The sequence below is a fragment of the Kitasatospora sp. NPDC040550 genome, from assembly GCF_055594965.1.
The window spans coordinates 1-21,832 of record NZ_JBVIWC010000052.1; the positions used below are offsets into that span (position 1 = coordinate 1).

Genomic DNA, 21,832 nt, shown 5'->3' on the forward strand with positions numbered 1-21,832 from the left:
GTCAGAAGGGTGTCCAGGTTCGTCTTCACAAACCAACCAACGGGCACCCTTCGTCATGGTCGCGGCCAGCCCAGCAATCGGACTCATTCATCTAGCGGATCGGCATCCCCGAGACCGCCCGGGCGATCACCAGCCGCTGGATCTCGCTGGTCCCCTCGAAGATCGAGTAGATCGCGCTGTCCCGGTGCATCCGCTCCACCGGGTACTCCCGGGTGAAGCCGTTCCCGCCGAGGATCTGCATCGCCTGCGCGGTGACGAACTTGGCCGTCTCGCCCGCGTACAGCTTGGACATCGAGCCCTCGGCGGCGGTGAACGGCTGGTTGTTGGCGGCCATCCAGGAGGCCCGCCAGACCAGCAGCCGGGCCGCGTCGATCCGGGTCCGCATGTCGGCGAGCTGGAAGGCCACGCCCTGGTTGTCGATGATCGGGCGGCCGAACTGCTCCCGGGTCTTCGCGTAGTCGAGCGCGACCTCGTACGCGGCCCGGGCGATGCCGATCGCCTGCGCCCCGACGGCCGGGCGGGAGGCCTCAAAGGTGGCCATCGCCGCGTTGCCCCGCCCGCCCGCCCGCTGGACGCCCTCCCGGGCCCGGGCCAGCCGCTCGTCCAGCTTCTCCTTGCCGCCGAGCAGGCAGCTGCCGGGCACCCGGACGCCGTCCAGCACCACCTCTGCGGTGTGCGAGGCGCGGATGCCGTGCTTCTTGAACTTCTGGCCCTGGCTCAGCCCGGGGGTGCCCGGCGGGACGACGAAGGAGGCGTGCCCGCGGGTGCCCAGCTCCGGGTCCACGCTGGCCACCACGACGTGCACGGCGGCGATCCCACCGTTGGTGGCCCAGGTCTTGGTGCCGTTGAGCACCCACTCGTCCTTGGCCTCGTCGTACACGGCCCGGGTGCGCAGCGCGCCCACGTCGGAGCCCGCGTCGGGCTCGGAGGAGCAGAAGGCGGCCACCTTGACGTCGTCGGGGGTGCCGAACATCTGCGGGGTCCAGGTGCCGATCTGCTCGTCGGTGCCGTTGGCGAGCACCGCGACGGCGGCCAGCGTGGTGCCGACGATGGCGAGCCCGATGCCCGCGTCGCCCCAGAACAGCTCCTCCATGGCGATCGGGATGCCGACGCCGGAGGGGTCGAAGTACTGCTGGGCGTAGAAGTCCAGTGAGTAGATGCCCAGCTTGGCGGCCTCCTGGATGACCGGCCAGGGGGTCTCCTCGCGCTCGTCCCACTCGGCCGCGGCGGGGCGGATCACGTCGGCGGCGAAGCCGTGCAGCCAGTCGCGTACGGCGAGCTGGTCCGCGCCCGGGTCCAGCGAGAACGTGCTGCTCATGGTGGAGCCTCCGCAGAAGGGATGACGACGCAGGGATCACGGCCGCCGGATGCGACCCACCGGGGTGTTACCCCGGGTAACATCGTCGGAGTCTGCTACTGATTGGTAACCGGTGTCAACGCCCAGGCCACCCAGAATCCCGAGGAGCAGCGCATGTCCCGAGAGCCCCGCCGCGAGCAGCTGCTCAACGCCGCCGACCGGGTCATCCAGCGCGAGGGGCCGAGCGCCAGCATGAACGCCATCGCCGCCGAGGCCGGCATCACCAAGCCGATCCTCTACCGCCACTTCGGCGACCGGACCGGCCTGATCAGGGCCCTGACCGAGCGCCACACCGGCGGCCTGCTGGCCGCCGTCCGGGCCGCCCTGGCCGAACCGCTGGAACGCCGCGACCGGGTCGAACACGTCCTGGACACCTACCTCGCCGGGATCGAGGCCCGCCCCCAGGTCTACCGGCTGCTCACCCACCCCGAGCCCGGCGACCCCAGCGGCGCGGGCAACGCCCTCGCCCCCGCACTGCGGCAGATCGCCGAGGAGATCACCCGCGCCGTGCAGAACCAGGTCGACCTCGGCGCCGACCGCGACCTGCTCGCCGAGGCCTGGGGCCGGGGCATCACCGGCATGGTGCTGGCCGCCGGCGACTGGTGGCTGGAGACCAGACCCTGCACCCGCACCCGCATGGTGCAGGCCCTGGCCGACCTGCTCTGGGGCCGGCTCGCCGCCGCCGCGGACCTGCCCACCGCCGTCCTGCCGCCCACCCCCGCCGAACCGAACGGCGACTGAACTCCCCGTCCGCGCACGACCCTCGCACCGGCCCCGTCCGCGCACGACCCTCGCACCGACCCCGTCCGCGCACGACCCTTGTGCCGACCCGGGGGCCACGGGCATCATCGGGCCCCCACCCCCCGCCGTGCGAGGTCCCCGATGCGCCTGTGCCGCACCGCCGCCGCCCTACTGCTCGCCGCCGCCCTGCTGCTCGCCGCCACCGCCGCCCTCGGCGGCGCCGCCCCGGCCGCCGCCCACGGCGGCCCCCCGACCCGCTTCCCCACCGGCACGGCCACCGGCCCGGACGGCCGCACCGCCCTCACCGACGACCAGGGCCGCCACCTCCAGCTGCGCGGCGTCAACCTCGACAAGTACGCCGAGGCCACCCCGGCCGACCTCGACTCCGTCGCCGCCCAGGGCTTCACCCTGGTCCGGCTGCCGGTCTCCTGGACCAGGCTGGAGCCCGGACGCAGCCGCCTCGACCCCGCCGAACTGCACCGGATCCAGGCGCTCCTGGACCGGGCCGACCACCTGGGCCTGCTCGTCCTGGTCGACTTCCACCAGGACGTCTACGGGCCGGAGTTCGGCGGCGGCACCAACGGCATCCCCCGCTGGGCCACCCGCGACGACGGCCTGCCGTTCACCCCCGACCCGAAGGACTGGTTCGCCGGCTACTTCCAGCCCGCCGTCCAGGCCGCCTTCCGCCACCTCTACGACGACCCCGACCTGCGCGCCTGGCAGGCCGACTTCTACACCCGGCTCGCCCGCGAACTGCGCGGCCACCGCTCCCTGTTGGGCTACGACCTGTTCAACGAGCCGTTCGGCCCGGTGGACGGCGACCCGACCGACCCGGCCGTGCTCGCGGCCGCCTCCGCCACCCTGGAACAGGGCCGGCTCGCCGACATGTACCGCCGCCTGATCGCCGCCGTCCGCCGGTCGGACTCCCGCGCCTGGCTGTTCGTCGAACCGACCGTGCTGGTCGGCCAGGGGGTGCCCACCGCCCTCCCCGGCTTCACCGACCCCCGCCGCGGCGCGCCCCGGCTCGGCTACGCCCCGCACTTCTACGACACCGCGGTGGAGAACGGCGCCGACTGGAACCCCGCCGACGGCTTCGTCGAGCAGTACACCGCCGCGATCACCGGCTACCCGGCCGCCCACCACCTGCCCGTGCTGGTCGGCGAATGGGGCCCACCCGACTCCCGCACCCCCGGCAACACCCTGCTGGTCCGCCGGCAGGTCGCCGCGATGGACGGCTTCGCCGAGGGCTGGACGATGTGGTACTGGTGCCGGGGCACCGGCGGCTACTGCGCCCTCGACCCCGCCGGCCGCCCGGCCCCCGGCGACGGCCCCGCCTTCGGCCCGTACCCGGCGGCCGTCCCCGGCACCGACGTCCGGACCACCACCGGGAACGCCGCGGGCGCCACCACCGTCCGCTGGACGGCCGACGGCAGCGGCCGCACCGGCGAACTCGTCCTGCCGCCCGCCGCGTTCCCGCACGGCGCCCGGGTCGCCGCCTCCCCCGCCGGCGCCCGGGTCGAGGTCGAGCAGCCCGCGGACGGCCGCGCGGGAACCGTACGGATCCGGCTCCCGCACGCCCGCCCGGGCACACCCGTGACGGTGACCCTCACCCCGCGCTGACCGGCGGTCCGGGCCGGACCAGCCCGGACCGCGGACCAGCCCGGACCCCTGACCAGCCCGGACCGCTGACTAGCCCAGACCGCGGCGCTCCAGCAGCGGCGCGGTCTCCGGCGCCCGGCCGACCACCGCGCGGAAGGACTCCAGCGGGTCCCGGCCGAACCCGCGCGCCAGCAGCTCGCGCCGGAACAGCTCGCCGCTGTCCCGCACCGACCGCCCGTTGGTCTCGAACCACCGCACGGTGTCCGCGTCCAGCACCTCCGACCAGATGTACGCGTAGTACCCGGCGCTGTAGCCGCTGGAGAAGATGTGCTGGAAGTACGGCGTGCGGTAGCGCGGCGGGATCGCCGCCACCGCGAGACCGGCCTCCGCCAGCGCCCGCGCCTCGAACTCCTCTGCGTCCTCGACCTGGTGGCCCTGCGGCAGGGTGTGCCAGGCCCAGTCCAGCAGCGTCGCCGCGAGGTACTCCACCGTCCGGAAGCCCTCCCCGAACCGTTCGGCCGCGGTCATCCGCTCCACCAACTCGGCCGGCAGCGGCTCCCCGGTGGCGTGGTGGCGGGCGTAGTTGGCCAGCACCTCGGGCCGGACCATCCACATCTCGTTGACCTGCGAGGGGAACTCCACGAAGTCCCGCGGCACCGCGGTGCCCGCGAACAGCGGGTACCGCACGTCCGAGAACAGCCCGTGCAGGGCGTGCCCGAACTCGTGGAACAGGGTGCGCACCTCGTCCCAGCTCAACAGCGCCGGCTCGCCCGGCGCCGGACGCGGGATGTTGAGGGTGTTCAGCACCACCGGCCGCCGCCCGGTCAGCCCGGACTGGCCCACCAGCTCGTCCATCCACGCGCCGCCGCGCTTGGACGCCCGGGCGTGGAAGTCCCCGATGAACAGGCCCAGCGCGGTGCCGTCCTCCTCGAACACCTCGAAGACCCGGGCGTCCGGGTGGTGCGCCGTCAGCTCCGGCCGCTCGGTGAAGGTGATCCCGTACGCGAGCCCCGCGGCGAAGAACACGCCGTCCACCAGCACCCGCTCCAGCTCGAAGTACGGGCGCAGCGCGGCGGTGTCCACCTGATAGGAGGCCTGCCGGACCTTCTCCGAGTAGTACGCCCAGTCGTGCGCGGCGATCTCCTCGACACCGTCCGCGGCCGCCACCGCGGCCAGCTCGGCGGCCTCCCGGCGGGCGTTCGCCACGGCCGGCTCCACCAGCCGGGCGAGCAGCCCGGACACCGCCTCGACCGTCCCGGCCGTCTCGTCCGCGACGACGTAGGCGGCGTGGTTCGGGAAGCCCAGCAGCGCGGCCCGCTCGGCGCGCAGCCGCGCCATCCGGATCGCCAGCGGCCCGTTCTCCGCGCCGGCCCGGGCGAGCGAGGCGGCCAGCAGCCGCTCGCGCACCGAGCGGTCGGCCAGCTGGGCCAGCTCGGGCTGGGTGGAGGTGCTCTTGAGGCTGAGCACGTACCGGCCCTCGTGGCCGAGCACCCGGGCGTTCTCGGCCGCACCGGCGATCGCGCCCTCGGACAGCCCGGCCAACTCCTCGGCGGTGTCCACGACCAGCGCGGCGGCGCGGGTGGCGGCGTTCACGTTCTGCTGGAACGTCGTCCCCAGCGCGGCGAGTTCGGCGTTCAACTCGCGCAGCCGGTCCTGCTCGGCCGCGCCCAGCCGGGCGCCGGAGCGGACGAACGCGGTGTACCAGCGCTCCAGCAGCCGCAGCGACTCCGGGTCCAGCCCCAGCGCGGCCCGGTCCCCGTGCAGCGCCTCGATCCGGGCGAACAGCCGCCGGTCCAGGTGGATCGCGTCGTGGTGGGCCGCGAGCAGCGGGCTGACCTTCGCCTCCACCTCGTCCAGCAGCTCGGTGGTGTCGGAGGAGGACTGGTTGCGGAACACCGCGTCCACCCGGCGCAGCAGCTCACCGGAGCGCTCCAGGGCCACCAGGGTGTTCTCGAAGGTCGGCTCGGACCGGTCGTCGGTGATCGCCGCGATCTCGGCCAGCTGCTCGGCCGTTCCGCGCTCGTACGCGGGCAGGTAGTGCTCCTCCCGGATCTCGGCGTAGGGAGGCAGTTCGTAGACCAGGGGGCTGGCCGCGAAGAACGGGTTCTCGGTCATTCCGCCGACCCTACGCGGTGTCACCCCGCGTGCCCATACACCCCAGGTCATCGTTGTCAGACCCACCCGTTAACGTCGACCGCGCGGACCCCCGGTCCGCACACCCGCGCCCCACCCGCACACCCGCCCCGCACCCCCGGCCCGCCGCAGCACCGCCAGGACGCGCCCCAGGAGAGGAGACACCCGCCGTGGCCCCCAGAACCGCCCTCGTGCCCGACCAGCACGGCCCCGGCGGCCGCCTCCAGCCGCTCGACGACGCCGGCCGGCCGCTCGGCCCGCCGGAGGCCGTCCGCGACCTCGCCGCGGCCGTCGCCGCCCTGGAGTCCACCACCCGCCCGCGCTGGGTCTGGGCCGCCGCCGACTCCGGGTACGCCCCGCTGCTGCCCCGCCTGCCCGACCGGCTCGCCCGCTGCCACGACCTGCGGCTGGTCGAGGCGCTGCTGCTGGGCCACGAGGGCCGCTTCGGCGCGCCCCGCTCGCTCGGCGCCGCCTGGTCCCGGCTGCACGGCCTGCCCGTCCCGGAGGACCTGCCCGAACCCGGCCTGTCCGACGCGGACGACGGCCAGGACACCCTGTTCGCCCCCGACCGGCTGCAACTGCCGCCCGGCGCCGACCCACTGGCCGCCGTGGTGGCCGCGCACGCCGAGCAGCAGCGGCGGATCGCCGCCATCACCGACCCGGCCGCCCGGCAGCGCTTCCGGCTGCTGGTCGCCGCCGAGTCGGCCGGCGCGCTGGTGGCCGCCGAGATCGCCCACGACGGGCTGCCCTGGCGCTCCGACGTCCACGACCGGCTGCTCAGCGACCTGCTCGGCCCCCGCCCCGCCGTCCCCGGCACCCAGCCCCGGGTGCTCGCCGACCTCGCCGTCGAACTCCAACAGGCCCTCGGCGCCAAGCCGTTCAACCCCGACTCGCACACCCAGGTGCTGCGCGCCTTCGCCGAGGCCGGCATCCAGCTCGGCTCCACCCGCTCCTGGGAGCTCAAGGAGGTCGACCACCCGGCCGCCCGGCTGCTGATCCGCTACAAGGAGCTGGCCCGGATCCACGTCGCCCACGGCTGGGCCTGGCAGGACGCCTGGGCCCGCGGCGGCCGCTTCCGGCCCGAGTACGTGGTCGGCGGCGTGGTCTCCGGCCGCTGGGCCAGCCGCGGCGGCGGCGCCCTGCAGATCCCGCGCATCCTGCGCCGCGCCGTGGTCGCCGACCCGGGCTGGCTGCTGGTGGTCGCCGACGCCGCCCAGCTGGAGCCGCGGGTGCTCGCCGCGCTCTCCCAGGACGCCGGGCTGGCCCGCACCGCGGCCGGCGGCGACCTCTACGAGTCGCTCGCCGCCCAGGCCTTCCAGGGCGACCGCGACAAGGCCAAGCTCGGCCTGCTCGGCGCCATGTACGGGCAGACCAGCGGCGACATCGGCCCGCTGCTGAACACCCTGCGCCGGCGCTACCCGGCCGCGATGGGCTACGTCGAGGCGGCGGCCCGCACCGGGGAGGACGGCGGCGTCGTCACCTCCCGGCTCGGCCGGGTCTGTCCGCCGGCCTCCGCCGCCTTCCTCGACCTCACCGAGGCCGACGCCGGCGGCGAGACCGGCGGCCGCACCGCCCGCGCCCGCGGCCGGTTCACCCGCAACTTCGTCATCCAGGCCAGCGCCGCCGACTGGGCGCTCGCCCTGCTGGCGGCGCTGCGCCGACGGCTGGGCGAACTGCCCGTGCCCGGCCCGGCGGACCGCCCGCACCTGGTGTTCTTCCAGCACGACGAGGTGATCGTGCACACCCCGGCCAACCTGGCCGAGCAGGTGGCCGCCGCCGTCGCCGAGTCCGCCGACGAGGCCCGGCGGCTGGTCTTCGGCGACACCCCGGTGCGCTTCCCGCTCAGCACCGCGGTGGTGGACTGCTACGCCGACGCCAAGTGACCGCCGCTACAGCTTGCGGAAGGAACGCGCCTCCTCCGCCGCCGCGACCACCTCGGCCAGCCCCGCCCCGGTCGAGGCGGTGACGACGGCGGCCACCGCGCCCTCCACGAACGGCGCGTCCACCAGCCGCACCCCCGGCCTCGGCTCGTCCTCCAGCACGGTCACCGCGGTCAGCACCGAACTGCCGAGGTCCGGCAGCACCACCACCCCGGCCCCGCCGTCCGCCTCCGCGACGGCCCGGGCGATCAGCTCGTAGCTGGTGCCGAGCCCGCCGTCCTCCGTCCCGGCCGCGACCGCCACCCGCACGCCGTCCGGGGCGAGTTCGCCGAGCAGCTCACGCAGCCCCTCGGCCAACGTGGCACTGTGCGAAACCAGAACGATGCCCACCCGTCCACTCATGCGCCCGACCCTACGGCCCGCCCCACTGCTCCGGAAGGGTGAGCGGAACCGCGCGTGTCGCACCCCGTGCCCCCACCCCCCGTCTGGCGTAGCGTCGGCCCCAGGCTGTTGCGTCCGCACCGAGGCCACCCGCGGTCACCCAAGGGAGCGAAGTGAAGAAGCTGATCAACACCCCGGAGAGCGTCCTGGAGGACGCCCTGGCCGGAGTCGCCGCCGCCCACCCCGAACTGGCGGTGGACATCCCCCACCGGGTGATCACCCGGGCCGCCCGCCCGGCCGGCCCCAAGGTCGCGTTGATCTCCGGCGGCGGCTCCGGCCACGAGCCGCTGCACGGCGGTTTCGTCGGCCCCGGCATGCTCGACGCCGCCTGCCCCGGCGAGGTGTTCACCTCCCCCGTCCCGGACCAGATGCTGGCCGCCGCGAAGGCCGTGGAGAACGGCTCCGGCGTCGTCTTCATCGTCAAGAACTACACCGGCGACGTGATGAACTTCGAGCTCGCCGCCGAACTCGCCGCCGAGGAGGGCCTGGAGGTCCGCACCGTCCTGGTCAACGACGACGTCGCGGTCGAGGACTCCACCTGGACGGCCGGCCGCCGCGGCACCGGGGCGACCGTCCTGGTCGAGAAGACGGCCGGGGCGCTCGCCGAACGCGGCGCCACGCTGGACAAGGTCGCCGCCCTCGGCGAGCGGGTCAACGCCGCCTCCCGCTCCTTCGCGATCGCGCTCACCGCCGCCACCGTCCCGGCCGCCGGCAAACCCGGCTTCGACCTGCCCGAGGACGAGATCGAGGTCGGCGTCGGCATCCACGGCGAGCCCGGCCGCCGCCGCGAGAAACTCCGCCCCGCCCGCGAACTGGCCGCCGAGGTGGTCGAGACCATCCTCGCCGACCACCACCTGACCCCGGGTGACGAGGTGATCGCCCTGCTCAACGGCATGGGCGCGACCCCCCTGCTGGAGCTGTACGTCGTCTACGGCGAGGTGGCCGCCCGGCTCGCCGAACGCGGCATCACGGTGGCCCGCAGCCTGGTCGGCAACTACGTCACCAGCCTCGACATGGCGGGCTTCTCGCTCACCCTCACCAAGGCCGACACCCAACTGCTGGACCTCTGGGACGCCCCGGTCGACACCCCCGCCCTCAAGCGCGCCTGAACGGAGACGGCATGGACTTCGACACCACCCTCGCCGAGGCCTGGATCCGCGCGATCGCCGCGGCCGTCGAGGAGGAACAGTCCCGGCTCACCGACCTGGACTCGGCCATCGGCGACGGCGACCACGGCAGCAACCTCCACCGCGGCTTCGCCGCCGCCCTCACCGCCCTGGACGACCTCCGGCCGGACGGCCCCGGCGCCGTCCTCACCAAGACCGGCACCACCCTCATCTCCAAGGTCGGCGGCGCCTCCGGCCCCCTCTACGGCAAGGCCTTCCGCGCCATCGGCGCCGCCCTCCCCGGCCCCGCCGACCCCACCACCCTCGCCGAAGCCCTCGCCGCCGGCCTGGACGCGATCCGCATCCTCGGCAAGGCCGACCCCGGCGACAAGACCATCGTGGACGCCTGGACCCCCGCCGTCGCCGCCCTCCGCGCCGCCGCCGCCACCGGCGCCGACCTCCCCGAAGCCACCGCAGCCGCCGCCGAAGCCGCCGAACAAGGCGCCCACGCCACCATCCCCCTCCGCGCCCGCAAGGGCCGCGCCTCCTACCTCGGCGACCGCAGCACCGGCCACCAGGACCCCGGCGCCACCTCCACCGCCCTCCTCTTCCGCACCCTCGCCCGAACCACCGCCCGCTGACCACCACCCCACGGGCACGCGGGCCAAGCCCGCGTGCCCGCAGCAAAACCCCTCAAACACCCCGCACCCCCAGCAACCACCCCCCTCCCCCCTCACCAAAGCCCCCGCGCAGCGGCCCCCCTCAGTCCGTCCGCGCAATCAGCAACAACAACGCGTCATCCCGCAACTCCCCACCCGTATGCGCCAGCAGATCCGCATACACCCGCCCCACCGCCGCCTCCAGCTCCCCGGCCGAGCGCCCAGCTCCCCGCACCAGCGGCCCGACCCGCTCCGCCAACGGATAGAACTCCCCGCTCCTGCGGTGCCGCGCCTCGATCACCCCGTCCGTGTACAGCACCAGGACGTCCTCCGCCCCGAACGGCTGCCCCCAGGTGGTCGGTTCGCCCGTGGCCAGCCGCCCGAGGCCGAGCGGCACCCACGGGTCGGGCGCGTCCAGCACGTGGGCCCGCCCCTCGCCGTCCACCCGGATCGGCGCGACGTGCCCGTACTGGAGCAGTTCCATCTCCCCGGGCCGCCGGAACTCGGCGAACAGCGCCGTGGTGAACTCCCCGTCGGGCACGTGCCGCTCGACGCTGGCCTCGATCCGCGAGGCGACCCCCCGCAGCCCGGCTTCGTCGTACGCGGCTTCGCGGAACGCGCCGAGCACCACCGCCGCGGTCTGGACGGCGGCCAGCCCCTTGCCCCGGACGTCCCCGACCGCGACCCGGGTGCCGTGCGGCGTCTCCAGCACCGAGTAGAGGTCCCCGCCGATCCGTGAGGCGTCCGCCGCGGACACGTACCGCACGGCGAGCCGCAGCGGCCCGACGGCCGGCCCGGGCAGGCGCAGCAGGGCCCGCTGGGCGGCTTCGGCGACGGAGCTGACCGCCGCGAAGGCGGCCGCCCGCCGCATCCGGATCTTGGCGACCCAGGCCGAGAACAGCGTCAGGACCAGATAGCTGACCATCGCACCGTAAAGGAAGCGGGCGTCGTTGATGTTGTCGACCTGGTCGTAGTGGCTGAGTCCGAAGACGGCGAGCAGCCCGACCGCGCAGACGGCGAGCAGTTCGCCGGGTTTGAGGGTGAGCGCGGCGACGGCCGGGACGACGGTCATCAGCGGTGCGAGGTACCGGTCCTTGCCGGAGAGGAGGTCCGCGAGTGCGACCAGCAGGACGGCGAGCAGCGCCGGGGCGGCCCGCCACCGGAACGGCACGTCCTGGAGGTCGGCGGCCATCAGGGCGCCGCGCCGCCGGTCCGGTGACAGCCCGGCGGCAGAGGGGGCCGAGGGCGACTGGGCACGGCGGATCGGGAACACATACCGAACATAAGGGACGATCGCGGCCCCGAACCACCCACCGCCCCACGCACCGCCCGACGCACCGCCCCCGCCCACCGGCCCCGCCGACCCCACCCACCTCGCTCCCGCCACTCCCATAAGTCCCCATTGCCTGATTTGTCATAAAGTTCGACCAAAGCGGCTACTCAGAGGAGGCCCTGCCCGGTGTCCGGATACCGACCCACGCCGCGCATCACCGCACCCCCCGCCCGGACGGCCGCCCGGCCCCAGCACTGGCTCAAGTTCTTCCTGACCGGCCTGCTGCTGTGGGCCTGCACCGTCCTGGTCACCTTCTTCACCGACAACAGCAACCTGGTCCCGACCATCGTGCTGCTGGGCAGCTTCCTGGTCCCGGCCACGGTGGTGACCTGGGCGTACGAGCGCTACGCGGCCGACCTCGGCCCGGACCGGATCTTCACCTGCTTCGGCATCGGCGGGGTGATCGGCGTCCTGGGCGCCTCGGTGCTGGAGACGTACCTGCTCTCCCCCTCGGTGTGGATGTACATGGGGGTCGGCCTGATCGAGGAGGCGGTCAAGCTGGCCGCGCTGATCCTGGTCAGCCGTCGGCTGCGGGTCGGCGGGCTGCGCCACGGGCTGGTGCTGGGCGCGACCGTCGGGGCCGGGTTCGCCGCGTTCGAGAGCGCCGGGTACGCGTTCAACGCGGTGCTGAGCATCCAGGGGCTGTCGCTGGACGACCTGGTGGAGACGGAGATCCTGCGCGGGGTGCTCGCCCCGGTCGGCCACATCCTGTGGACGGCGATCATCGGCGGGGTGCTGTTCCGGGAGCGGCGCGGCGGGCACTTCCGCCTCACCACCCCGGCGCTGCTCACCTACCTGGGCGTCTCGCTGCTGCACGCGCTGTGGGACAGCACGAGCGGCATCGCCGTCTGGCTGGTGGCCCGGACCACCACGAGCGACTTCCAGCGTGCCCTGTTCGACCTGGGCTACATGCCGAACCCGTCGAGCGAGCAGGTCCACCTGTACACCGTGTACGACACGGCGGGGCTGCTCGTGGTCTCCTTGGGGGGTCTGCTCTGGCTGAGGCTGCTGGTGCGCAGCGAGCCCACCGCGCCGATCCCGGCACAGCAGCCCTCCGCACCGGCCTGACCGTCCCCCGCCCCTCCGGGAAATACCCCAGAGGGGTATGGTGTTCGAAGAGCTGGAGAAGCAGGAGATCCAGCACCCGCACCGACCTCCAGGAGGCCCCGATGTCCAGCACCATCACCTACACCGTGTCCGGCATGAGCTGCGGCCACTGCGAGAAGGCGATCAGCGAGGAGTTGTCCACGCTGGCCGGTGTCACCGAGGTCGCCGCCGACGCCCAGGCCGGTACCGTGACGGTCTCCTCCACCGTCCCGCTGGCGGAGGAGCAGGTCCGCGCCGCGATCGACGAGGCCGGCTACGAGCTGGTCGGCCCCGCCGCCTGAGCCACCCCGGTCCGGGGGGGGCCCGCCCAGGCCCCCGCCACCACGCCCAAGGAGCCCTCCGCATGACCACCTCCGCCCCCGGCGTCGGGGCACCGGACCGGGTCGAGCTGTCGATCGGCGGGATGACCTGCGCCTCCTGCGCCGCCCGGATCGAGAAGAAGCTCAACCGGATGGACGGCGTCGAGGCCACGGTCAACTACGCCACCGAGAAGGCCCGGGTCGACTTCGGCCCCGGCGTCACGGTCGAGGAGCTGATCGAGACCGTCGAGCGGACCGGCTACACCGCCGAGCTCCCACCGCCCCCGGCCCCCGCCGCCCCCGAACCCGGCTCCGGCCCCGCGCACGGCACCCGCTCCGGGCCGAACGGCCACCCCGGGCCGAACGACCACCCCGGGCCGACCGACCTGCCGGCCGCCGACCCGCTCCGCGAGCGCCTGCTGATCAGCATCCTGCTCGGCGTCCCCGTGGTGCTGCTCTCGATGGTCCCCGCCCTGCAGTTCACCGACTGGCAGTGGCTGGCCTTCGCCCTCACCGGCCCGGTCGTCTGCTACGGCGGCCTGCCCTTCCACCGCGCCGCCTGGACCAACCTCAAGCACGGCACCGCGACCATGGACACCCTGGTCTCGCTCGGCACCCTGGCCGCCTTCGGCTGGTCCTGCTGGTCCCTCTTCCTGGGCCACGCCGGCCTGCCCGGCATGCACCACGAGTTCTCGCTCACGGTCGGCGACACCGACCCCGCCGCCAGCCTCTACCTGGAGACCGCGGCCGCCGTCACCGTGCTGATCCTGCTCGGCCGCCACCTGGAGGCCCGCGCCAAGCGCCGGGCCGGCGCGGCCCTGCGCGCCCTGCTGGACCTCGGCGCCAAGGACGTGACCGTGCTCCGGGGCGGGCGCGAGGTCCGGCTGCCGGTGGAGCAACTGACCGTCGGCACCCGCTTCGTGGTCCGCCCCGGCGAGAAGGTCGCCACCGACGGCACCGTGGTCGAGGGCAGTTCCGCGGTGGACGCCTCGATGCTCACCGGCGAGTCCGTCCCGGTCGAGGTCACCGTCGGGGACGCCGTCACGGGCGCCACCGTCAACGCGGGCGGCCGGCTGGTGGTCGAGGCCACCAGGGTCGGCGCGGACACCCGGCTCGCCCGGATGGCCCGGCTGGTCGAGGAGGCCCAGAACGGCAAGGCCGCCGCCCAGCGCCTGGCCGACCGGATCTCCGCGGTCTTCGTCCCGGTGGTCATCCTGATCGCCCTGGCCACCCTGGTCGGCCGGCTGCTGGCCACCGACAGCCCCACCGCGGCGTTCACCTCCGCCGTGGCCGTGCTGATCATCGCCTGCCCGTGCGCCCTGGGCCTGGCCACCCCGACCGCCCTGCTGGTCGGCACCGGCCGCGGCGCCCAGCTCGGCATTCTGATCAAGGGCCCGGAGGTGCTGGAGACCACCCGCCGGGTCGACACCGTCGTCCTCGACAAGACCGGCACCGTCACCACCGGCCGGATGACCCTGCTCGCCGTGCACACCGCCGAGGAGGTCACCGAGGCCGAGGCGCTGCGCCTCGCGGGCGCCCTGGAGCACGCCTCCGAGCACCCGATCGCCCGGGCGATCGCCACCACCGCCGCCGACCGCCTCGGCGGGCTGCCGCCGGTCCGGGACTTCCGCAACCTGCCCGGCCGGGGCGTGCAGGGCGTCGTGGACGACCGTACGGTCACGGCCGGGCGCGCGGCCCTGCTGGCCGACCTCGCCCAGCCCCTGCCGCCCGTCCTGGCCCGCGCCGTGGCCGCCGCCGAGGCGGCCGGCCGCACCGCGGTCGCGGTCGGCTGGGACGGCGAGGCCCGGGCCGTCCTGGAGGTGGCGGACGCGCTCCGGCCGACCAGCGTCGAGGCCGTCGCCCGGCTGCGCGCCCTCGGCCTGACCCCGGTGCTGCTGACCGGCGACAACCGCACGGTGGCGGAGGCGGTGGCCGCCGAGCTCGGCGTCGCGCCGCAGGACGTCATCGCCGAGGTGCTGCCCGAGGACAAGGTGGCGACGGTCCGCCGGCTGCAGGCCGAGGGCAGGGTCGTGGCGATGGTCGGCGACGGCGTCAACGACGCGGCCGCGCTCGCCCAGGCCGACCTCGGCCTGGCGATGGGCACCGGCACCGACGCCGCGATCGAGGCCGGCGACCTCACCCTGGTCCGCGGCGACCTGCGCGCCGCCGCCGACGCCGTCCGGCTCAGCCGCCGCACCCTCGCGACCATCCGGGGCAACCTCTGCTGGGCCTTCGGCTACAACGTCGCGGCGATCCCGCTGGCCGCCGCCGGACTGCTGAACCCGATGATCGCCGGGGCCTCGATGGCCTTCTCCTCGCTCTTCGTCGTCGGCAACAGCCTCCGGCTGCGCCGCTTCCGGGCTGCCTGAGCCCGGCCGGACGACGGACGACGGCACGAGAGGCCCGGACCGTCCTCGGTCCGGGCCCCTCGTCGCATCTCGACGCCTCAACGCCTCGACGCCTCAACGCCTCAACGCCCTAGCAGTTCCCCGCCGTTGCAGTGCAGGATCTCCCCGGTGATGAACCCGGCCTCGGGCGAGGCGAGGAAGGTGACCGCCGCCGCGACCTCCCCGGTCTCGCCGATCCGGCCGAGCAGCGTGCGCGCCGCGCGGCGGGCCACCTCGGGCTCGTCCAGCCGCGGCCCGAAGAACTCGGTGCCGGCCACCGTGCCCGGCGCGACGATGTTGGCGGTGATCCCCGAGGTGCCCAACTGCGCGGCCAGGAAGTGGTTCCAGGCGTGCAGCGAGGCCTTCGCCGCACCGTACGACCCGGCGCCGCGCAGGGCGGCGATGGAGCTGATGGTGACGACCCGGCCGGAGCCGGGGGTGAGCCGGTCCCGGATCGACTCGGTGAGCAGCACCACGGTCAGCACGTTGCGCTCGAAGTCGCCGCGCCAGCGGGCCAGCACGGCGTGCGGCCCTCCGCCGACCACGGTCTCCCGGCTGCCGGCGTTGTTCACCAGCACGTCGATCCGCTCGGGCAGGTCCGCCAGCGCGGCCTCCACGGCGTCCGGGTCGGCGAGGTCGCACACCAGCGGGGTGACGTTCGGCCCGAGGTCGATCGCGGCCTTCTCCAGGACGGCCCGGCGCCGACCGACGATCACCACGTGCTCGCCCGCCTCGGCGAACCGCCGCGCGACTTCGTACCCGATTCCCGTGCCACCGCCGGTGACGACGACGTTCCTGGCCATCTGCGTACTCCCTCCCCAGTTCCGCCGTCGCGCGACGAGGGGGCGCGACGGTCCGTACCGGAATGCCACGATTCCTATCACGCTCGGTTGCCGTGACTGCGGGGAGGGTGACGTCGCGCCCGAGGAAAGGTGTGATATGAGCACGGTACGAGGCGCCTACGGAGCGTGGCGAGAGGCAGCTCACACCCCCCGGGCGTAACTTCTCGCACCCTGATACGTCTTAGGTTGGTAGTGCGGCAGTTTTTCCGCTGGGCGGGGCACGATCAACGGCAATGTGCCCCCGCGCTTCCAGCGGGCTGCCGCCGACGGGGCTCCGGCGGGCCCCGGGAACGGTCGTCGATCCCTCGACGGCCTTCGCGCACGGCGCCGGGGTTGTGGCGGGCCAGGGACGCTTTGAGCGGCCGTCCCCGGTCGCGGCCGGCCCCGGAGTCGTGCGCCGTACGGTTCAGTCCCCGTCCGCGGGCCTTCCGGGTCCACGGGCGGGGACGCGAAGGGGCCCGGCCGCTCAGCAGCGGCCGGGCCCCTTTCGGTGCGGTGCGACGTCAGCGCTGGTCGAGCTCGACGTAGTCGCGGATCGCGGTGCCGGTGTAGATCTGGCGCGGGCGGCCGATCCGGCTGGTCGGGTCGTTGATCATCTCGTGCCAGTGGGCGATCCAGCCCGGCAGCCGGCCGAGGGCGAACAGCACGGTGAACATGCTGGTCGGGAAGCCCATGGCGCGGTAGATCAGACCGGTGTAGAAGTCCACGTTCGGGTACAGCTTGCGCGAGATGAAGAAGTCGTCCTTGAGGGCGTGCTCCTCCAGCTTGAGCGCGATCTCCAGCAGCTCGTCGCTCTTGCCGAGCTGGCCGAGGACCTCGTGCGCCAGCAGCTTGACCTGCGCGGCGCGCGGGTCGAAGGCCTTGTAGACGCGGTGGCCGAAGCCCATCAGCTTGACGCCGGCTTCCTTGTTCTTCACCTTCGTGATGAACGCGTCGACGTCGCCGCCGTCCTTCTGGATGCTCTCCAGCATCTCCAGGACGGCCTGGTTGGCACCACCGTGCAGCGGGCCCCACAGCGCCGAGATGCCCGCCGAGATCGAGGCGAACAGGTTGGCGTGGCTGGAACCGACCAGGCGCACGGTGGAGGTGGAGCAGTTCTGCTCGTGGTCCGCGTGCAGGATGAGCAGCTTGTCCAGGGCGTTGACGATGACCGGGTTGAGCTCGTAGTCCTCGGCGGGGACGGCGAAGGTCATCCGCAGGAGGTTCTCGACGTAGCTCAGGTCGTTGCGCGGGTAGACGAAGGGCTGGCCCATCGCCTTCTTGTACGCGTACGCGGCGATCGTCGGCAGCTTGGCCAGCAGGCGGACGGTCGACAGGTGGCGCTGGGCCGCGTCGAAGGGGTTGTGGCTCTCCGGGTAGAACGTGGAGAGCGCACCGACCACCGAGGACAGCATGGCCATCGGGTGGGCGTCCCGCGGGAAGCCCTGGAAGAAGCGCTTGACGTCCTCGTGCAGCAGCGTGTGCTGGGTGATCTCGCGGTTGAACTGCGCCAGCTGGTCCGCGTTGGGCAGCTCGCCGTTGATCAGGAGGTACGCGGTCTCGATGAAGCCGCCCTGCGATGCGAGCTGCTCGATCGGGTAGCCGCGGTACCGCAGGATGCCGTTGTCGCCGTCCACGAAGGTGATCGCGGACTTGTACGCGGCGGTGTTACCGAAGCCGTTGTCCAGGGTGACCAGGCCGGTCTGCGGGAGCAGCTTCGAGATGTCGAAGCCGGAGTTGCCCGCAGTGCTCTCGACGACGGGGTACTCGTACTCGCCGTCCTGGTACCGCAGTACTACCGAGTTGTCGCTCACGTCTTCCTCACCGACGAAATGAATCCTCTTCCAAGGTGCCCTGACTGACTCCACGATCCCCCATCCGGAGGACAGTCGCGCACCCGGGGTGGCCCGGAAGGGCCCGCCCCTACAAAACCTGCTGCCCCTGCCGGTACGAACCGGACAAGATCGGCACCACCCTAGGCTCTGCCGTAAATCTCTTCACGTCAAGAGAACATTAGAGGCAACCATCCTGTTGGATAATCATCCAGAAGCAAGTCGATGATCCAGCGCGGCATGCCGCCGACCTGCACTGACGGCCCTCACAGCCTGCGCGATCGCCTTCCGTGACCCCACCAGCACGACGAGTTTCCTCGCCCTGGTCACAGCCGTGTAGAGCAGGTTTCGCTGGAGCATCGTCCAAGCGGACATGGTGACCGGAATCACCACCACCGGGTATTCACTTCCCTGCGAGCGATGGATCGTCACCGCGTAGGCGTGCGCCAGCTCGTCCAGTTCGTCGAAGTCGTACGGCACCTCCTCGTCCTCGTCGGTGAGCACAGTCAACCGCTGGTCGTCCACGCTGAGGGCGGTCACCACTCCCACTGTGCCGTTGAAGACCCCGTTCCGCCCCTTGTCGTAGTTGTTGCGGATCTGGGTGACCTTGTCCCCCACCCGGAAGGTCCGCCCGCCGAAACGCCGCTCCGCCAGACCCTCCCGGGCCGGCGTCACCGCCCCCTGCAACAGGGTGTTCAGGTTCCCCGCCCCCGCCGGGCCCCGGTGCATCGGCGCCAGCACCTGGACGTCCCGGCGCGGGTCGTAACCGAACTTCTGCGGGATCCGGCGGGCCACCACGTCCACCGTCAGACCGGCCGCCCGCTCGGTGTCGTCCTCCACGAACAGGAAGAAGTCCGCCAGACCCTCCGTCAACGGCGGCTTCCCCTCGTTGATCCGGTGCGCGTTGGTCACCACGCCCGACTGCTGCGCCTGCCGGAAGATCCGGGTCAGCCGCACCGAGGGGATCGGCCCGTCCTCGGCCAGCAGATCCCGCAGCACCTCGCCCGCCCCCACCGAGGGCAGCTGGTCCACGTCCCCCACGAACAGCAGGTGGGCCCCCGGCGGCACCGCCTTGACCAGCTTGTTCGCCAGGATCAGGTCCAGCATCGAGGCCTCGTCCACCACCACCAGGTCCGCGTCCAACGGCCGGTCCCGGTCGAACGCGGCATCGCCGCCCGGCTTCAACTCCAGCAGCCGGTGCACCGTCGAGGCCTCCGCCCCGGTCAGCTCCGCCAGCCGCTTGGCCGCCCGCCCGGTCGGCGCCGCCAGCACCACCTTCGCCCGCTTGGCCAACGCCATCGTGACGATCGACTTCACCGTGAACGACTTGCCGCAGCCCGGACCACCCGTCAGCACCGCGACCTTCTCGGTCAGCGCCAACCGCACCGACTGCTCCTGCTCCGGGGCCAGCGCCGCCCCGGTCCGCCGGGCCAGCCACTCCAGTGCCACCGGCCAGTCCACCTCCGCCGACCACGGCAGCCGGTCGGAGTCCGAACGCAGCAGCCGCAACAGCTGGTTGGCCAGCGAGATCTCCGCCCGGTGGAACGGCACCAGGTACACCGCCGTGATCGGCTCGCCCGCCTCCCCCGGCACCGTCTCGCGCACCACCCCCTCCGCCGCGACCAGCTCCGCCAGGCAGTCGATCACCAGCCCCACGTCCACCTGCAACAGCTTCACGCCGTCCGCGATCAGCCGCTCCTCCGGCAGGTAGCAGTGACCCTGGTCGGTGCTCTGCGACAGCGCGTACTGCAGGCCGGCCTTCACCCGCTCCGGACTGTCGTGCGGGATGCCCACCGCCTGGGCGATCCGGTCCGCCGTCAGGAAGCCGATGCCCCAGACGTCCGAGGCCAGCTTGTACGGCTCGTTGCGGACCACCCCGATCGAGGCGTCCCCGTACTGCTTGTAGATCCGCACCGCCAGCGAGGTCGACACCCCGACCCCCTGGAGGAAGACCATCACCTCCTTGATGGCCTTCTGCTCCTCCCAGGCCGCGGCGATCTTCTTGGTGCGCTTCGGCCCCAGCCCCGGCACCTCGATCAGCCGGCCCGGCTCGTTCTCGATCACCTCCAGGGTGTCCACCCCGAAGCGCTCGACGATCCGCTCGGCGAACCGCGGCCCGATCCCCTTGATCAGCCCCGAACCCAGGTACCGCTGGATGCCCTGGACCGTCGCGGGCAGCACCGTGGTGTAGTTCTCCACCGTGAACTGCCGCCCGTACTGCGGGTGCGAGCCCCACCGCCCGTGCAGCCGCAGCGACTCCCCGACCTGCGCCCCCAGCAGCGCGCCCACCACCGTCAGCAGGTCGTTCCCGCCCCGGCCGGTGTCCACCCGGGCCACCGTGTAGCCGGTCTCCTCATTGGCGTAGGTGATCCGCTCCAGCACGCCCTCGACCTGCGCGAGCTGGCGGGGCACCTCCTGCCCCGCCTGCGCCTGCTTGCCCACCGGAGCCCCCTTCGACCGGTACGGGTGGACCCTTCCGTTACGCACCGTACCGCCCGGCGCGGACAGGTCCGGACCGCCGGCCGCCCCGCCCGCCGGACCACCCACCGGGCCCACCGGCCTGACCCGCCGTGCACCGCCCCGACCGAGGTGCCAGGCTGAAAGGGTCCAGGGGGTCGTCGACCGCGCCCGCGCCCGCACGGGACCCGTCCGAGGAGCAGTGCCGCCATGCTCAACACCGACTTCCGCCCCGGTTCCCCCGACTGGCTCGACCTGAGCAGCCCCGACACCCGGGCCTCCGTCGACTTCTACACCACCCTGTTCGGCTGGACCTTCGACTCGGCCGGCCCCGAAGCCGGCGGCTACGGCTTCTTCCAGCTCGACGGCCGCACCGTCGCCGCCCTCGGCCCGCTCGCCGAGGAGGGCGCACTCCCCAGCTGGACCCTTTATTTCGCCACCGAGGACGCCGACCGCACCACCGACCTGGTCCAAGAGGCGGGCGGCCACATCCGGTTCACCCCCTTCGACGTCTTCGCCGCGGGCCGGATGGCCGGCTACACCGACCCGACCGGCGCCGACTTCGCGGTCTGGCAGCCGCACGACACCCGCGGCCTGGACGTCGTCAACGACCAGGTCAGCCTCTGCTGGGCCGAGTGCTACAGCGTCGACGCGGAACGGGCCAAGGCCTTCTACCGCACGGTCTTCGACTGGCAGGAACAGGACGTCCCGCTCGGCGAGGCGCTCTACACCGTGCTCACCCCGGCCGGCGGCGGCACCGACGACGCACACGGCGGCATCCTCCAACTCAGCCCCGAGCACACCGCCCGCGGCACCGGCTCGCACTGGCTCCCCTACTTCGAGGTCCTCAACGTGGACGCCGGCCTCGCCATCGCCGACCGGCTCGGCGCGAAGGTCCGGATCCCGGCGACGGACGTCCACGGGGTCGGCCGGCTCGCCCAGCTGCTGGACCCGCACGGAGCCGTCTTCGCCGTCATCACCAGCGCCGGGCCCGGGCAGTGACCCGGCATCGGACCGTGGTGGGCCGTAGCGGGCCCTGGAGGCACGCTACGGGCGTAGATCGGTGCCCGCCGACCCTCCGAGTCCTCTCTATCCTCTGATCATGACTGAAACGGCTGTTCTGACGATCCGACGGGCCGGCGAAACCGATCTGCCCGCCATCGTGGCCATGCTCGCGGACGACCCGCTGGGCGCCACCCGCGAGAGCCCCGACGACCTCACTCCCTACCGCACCGCCTTCACCCGCATCGACCGCGACCCGCACCAGCACCTGGTCGTCGCCGAACGCGCCGGCCGCGTCGTCGGCACCCTCCAACTCACAGTGATCCCGGGCCTCTCCCGGGCCGGCTCCACCCGCACGATCATCGAGGCCGTCCGCATCCACGCCGAGGAACGCGGCAGCGGACTCGGCACCGAACTGATCGAGTGGGCCGTCGAGCGCTCCCGCGAACTCGGCGCCGACCTCGTCCAACTCACCTCGGACGCGACCCGCACGGATGCCCACCGGTTCTACGAGCGGCTCGGTTTCACCGCCTCGCACATCGGATTCAAGCAGCAGCTCTGACATCTCCCCCGGAAATGCGAGAAGGCCCACCCGGTAACCCGGGTGGGCCTTCTCTGAATGATTGTTCGGCGGCGTCCTACTCTCCCACAGGGTCCCCCCTGCAGTACCATCGGCGC

General features: G+C 73.3%; 17 protein-coding genes. 10 read left to right on the forward strand and 7 right to left on the reverse strand.

All coding sequences use genetic code 11. The features are described 5' to 3' along the window. Window positions 1-91: 91 nt before the first annotated feature. Entirely contained in the window at window positions 92-1,318 is a 1,227-nt protein-coding gene (locus ACZ58X_RS39635) for an acyl-CoA dehydrogenase family protein (protein WP_470338419.1), read from the reverse strand. Window positions 1,319-1,471: 153 nt separating this feature from the next. Between ACZ58X_RS39635 and ACZ58X_RS39640 the strand changes: the two genes are divergently transcribed. Together ACZ58X_RS39640 and ACZ58X_RS39645 are read left to right on the forward strand one after the other, a co-directional pair. Next, the gene (locus tag ACZ58X_RS39640; protein WP_470338420.1) at window positions 1,472-2,098 is read left to right on the forward strand and encodes a TetR/AcrR family transcriptional regulator; all 627 of its coding nucleotides are present in this window, start codon (window positions 1,472-1,474) and stop codon (window positions 2,096-2,098) included. A 141-nt stretch (window positions 2,099-2,239) separates the two neighbouring features. Then, window positions 2,240-3,718, forward strand: coding sequence for a cellulase family glycosylhydrolase (locus tag ACZ58X_RS39645; protein ID WP_470338421.1), 1,479 nt, complete (start codon window positions 2,240-2,242; stop codon window positions 3,716-3,718). A gap of 69 nt (window positions 3,719-3,787) precedes the next feature. Here ACZ58X_RS39645 and ACZ58X_RS39650 read toward each other — a convergent pair whose 3' ends face one another. Further along, on the reverse strand, window positions 3,788-5,812 hold the full coding sequence (locus tag ACZ58X_RS39650; protein WP_470338422.1) for a M3 family metallopeptidase: 2,025 nt from the start codon (window positions 5,810-5,812) through the stop codon (window positions 3,788-3,790). Between the two features lie 188 nt (window positions 5,813-6,000). Here ACZ58X_RS39650 and ACZ58X_RS39655 point away from each other — a divergent pair, with 188 nt between their 5' ends. Beyond that, complete coding sequence (locus ACZ58X_RS39655) at window positions 6,001-7,713, forward strand: bifunctional 3'-5' exonuclease/DNA polymerase (RefSeq protein WP_470338423.1); 1,713 nt, start codon at window positions 6,001-6,003, stop codon at window positions 7,711-7,713. A 6-nt stretch (window positions 7,714-7,719) separates the two neighbouring features. Here ACZ58X_RS39655 and dhaM read toward each other — a convergent pair whose 3' ends face one another. Next, window positions 7,720-8,112, reverse strand: a complete 393-nt coding sequence (dhaM, locus tag ACZ58X_RS39660) for a dihydroxyacetone kinase phosphoryl donor subunit DhaM (RefSeq protein ID WP_470338424.1) — start codon at window positions 8,110-8,112, stop codon at window positions 7,720-7,722. 152 nt (window positions 8,113-8,264) lie between these two features. Between dhaM and dhaK the strand changes: the two genes are divergently transcribed. Both dhaK and dhaL read left to right on the forward strand, forming a co-directional pair. Continuing rightward, window positions 8,265-9,260 (forward strand): dihydroxyacetone kinase subunit DhaK, encoded by a 996-nt coding sequence (gene dhaK / locus ACZ58X_RS39665; RefSeq protein WP_470338425.1) that lies wholly within the window; start codon window positions 8,265-8,267, stop codon window positions 9,258-9,260. Between the two features lie 11 nt (window positions 9,261-9,271). Further along, window positions 9,272-9,898: a dihydroxyacetone kinase subunit DhaL gene (gene dhaL, locus ACZ58X_RS39670; RefSeq protein ID WP_470338426.1), complete on the forward strand. Its 627-nt coding sequence runs from the start codon at window positions 9,272-9,274 to the stop codon at window positions 9,896-9,898. A 121-nt stretch (window positions 9,899-10,019) separates the two neighbouring features. On the opposite strand, the gene ACZ58X_RS39675 is transcribed toward dhaL, so the two are convergent. Further along, window positions 10,020-11,189 carry a PP2C family protein-serine/threonine phosphatase gene (locus tag ACZ58X_RS39675; RefSeq protein ID WP_470338427.1) on the reverse strand — a complete coding sequence of 390 codons (1,170 nt, stop codon included), beginning with the start codon at window positions 11,187-11,189 and terminating at the stop codon, window positions 10,020-10,022. Window positions 11,190-11,375: 186 nt separating this feature from the next. Between ACZ58X_RS39675 and ACZ58X_RS39680 the strand changes: the two genes are divergently transcribed. From ACZ58X_RS39680 to ACZ58X_RS39690, 3 genes are all read left to right on the forward strand, one after another. After that, window positions 11,376-12,317 (forward strand): PrsW family intramembrane metalloprotease, encoded by a 942-nt coding sequence (locus ACZ58X_RS39680; RefSeq protein WP_470338428.1) that lies wholly within the window; start codon window positions 11,376-11,378, stop codon window positions 12,315-12,317. Window positions 12,318-12,418: 101 nt separating this feature from the next. After that, window positions 12,419-12,637 carry a heavy-metal-associated domain-containing protein gene (locus ACZ58X_RS39685; protein WP_470338429.1) on the forward strand — a complete coding sequence of 73 codons (219 nt, stop codon included), beginning with the start codon at window positions 12,419-12,421 and terminating at the stop codon, window positions 12,635-12,637. Between the two features lie 62 nt (window positions 12,638-12,699). Further along, the gene (locus ACZ58X_RS39690) at window positions 12,700-15,024 is read left to right on the forward strand and encodes a heavy metal translocating P-type ATPase (RefSeq protein ID WP_470338430.1); all 2,325 of its coding nucleotides are present in this window, start codon (window positions 12,700-12,702) and stop codon (window positions 15,022-15,024) included. A gap of 101 nt (window positions 15,025-15,125) precedes the next feature. Here the strand turns inward: ACZ58X_RS39690 and ACZ58X_RS39695 are convergent, their stop codons facing one another. From ACZ58X_RS39695 to recD2, 3 genes are all read right to left on the reverse strand, one after another. Continuing rightward, window positions 15,126-15,845, reverse strand: a complete 720-nt coding sequence (locus tag ACZ58X_RS39695; RefSeq protein ID WP_470338431.1) for an SDR family NAD(P)-dependent oxidoreductase — start codon at window positions 15,843-15,845, stop codon at window positions 15,126-15,128. Between the two features lie 542 nt (window positions 15,846-16,387). After that, window positions 16,388-17,677, reverse strand: a complete 1,290-nt coding sequence (locus ACZ58X_RS39700) for a citrate synthase (protein ID WP_470338432.1) — start codon at window positions 17,675-17,677, stop codon at window positions 16,388-16,390. 225 nt (window positions 17,678-17,902) lie between these two features. After that, window positions 17,903-20,137, reverse strand: coding sequence for an SF1B family DNA helicase RecD2 (recD2, locus tag ACZ58X_RS39705; RefSeq protein ID WP_470338433.1), 2,235 nt, complete (start codon window positions 20,135-20,137; stop codon window positions 17,903-17,905). Window positions 20,138-20,362: 225 nt separating this feature from the next. On the opposite strand from recD2, the gene ACZ58X_RS39710 reads away from it, so the two are divergent. Both ACZ58X_RS39710 and ACZ58X_RS39715 read left to right on the forward strand, forming a co-directional pair. Beyond that, entirely contained in the window at window positions 20,363-21,154 is a 792-nt protein-coding gene (locus ACZ58X_RS39710; protein WP_470338434.1) for a VOC family protein, read from the forward strand. A gap of 100 nt (window positions 21,155-21,254) precedes the next feature. Beyond that, window positions 21,255-21,716, forward strand: coding sequence for a GNAT family N-acetyltransferase (locus tag ACZ58X_RS39715; protein ID WP_470338435.1), 462 nt, complete (start codon window positions 21,255-21,257; stop codon window positions 21,714-21,716). Window positions 21,717-21,832 lie beyond the last annotated feature (116 nt).

Bases quoted from the DNA above. Each gene is read 5' to 3' on its own strand.
- ACZ58X_RS39640 (WP_470338420.1), top strand. From the start codon at position 1,472: ATGTCCCGAGAGCCCCGCCGCGAGCAGCTGCTCAACGCCGCCGACCGG.
- dhaL (WP_470338426.1), top strand. From the start codon at position 9,272: ATGGACTTCGACACCACCCTCGCCGAGGCCTGGATCCGCGCGATCGCC.
- ACZ58X_RS39645 (WP_470338421.1), top strand. From the start codon at position 2,240: ATGCGCCTGTGCCGCACCGCCGCCGCCCTACTGCTCGCCGCCGCCCTG.
- ACZ58X_RS39685 (WP_470338429.1), top strand. From the start codon at position 12,419: ATGTCCAGCACCATCACCTACACCGTGTCCGGCATGAGCTGCGGCCAC.
- ACZ58X_RS39715 (WP_470338435.1), top strand. From the start codon at position 21,255: ATGACTGAAACGGCTGTTCTGACGATCCGACGGGCCGGCGAAACCGAT.
- ACZ58X_RS39710 (WP_470338434.1), top strand. From the start codon at position 20,363: ATGCTCAACACCGACTTCCGCCCCGGTTCCCCCGACTGGCTCGACCTG.
- dhaM (WP_470338424.1), bottom strand. From the start codon at position 8,112: ATGAGTGGACGGGTGGGCATCGTTCTGGTTTCGCACAGTGCCACGTTG.
- ACZ58X_RS39695 (WP_470338431.1), bottom strand. From the start codon at position 15,845: ATGGCCAGGAACGTCGTCGTCACCGGCGGTGGCACGGGAATCGGGTAC.
- ACZ58X_RS39650 (WP_470338422.1), bottom strand. From the start codon at position 5,812: ATGACCGAGAACCCGTTCTTCGCGGCCAGCCCCCTGGTCTACGAACTG.
- ACZ58X_RS39690 (WP_470338430.1), top strand. From the start codon at position 12,700: ATGACCACCTCCGCCCCCGGCGTCGGGGCACCGGACCGGGTCGAGCTG.
- ACZ58X_RS39635 (WP_470338419.1), bottom strand. From the start codon at position 1,318: ATGAGCAGCACGTTCTCGCTGGACCCGGGCGCGGACCAGCTCGCCGTA.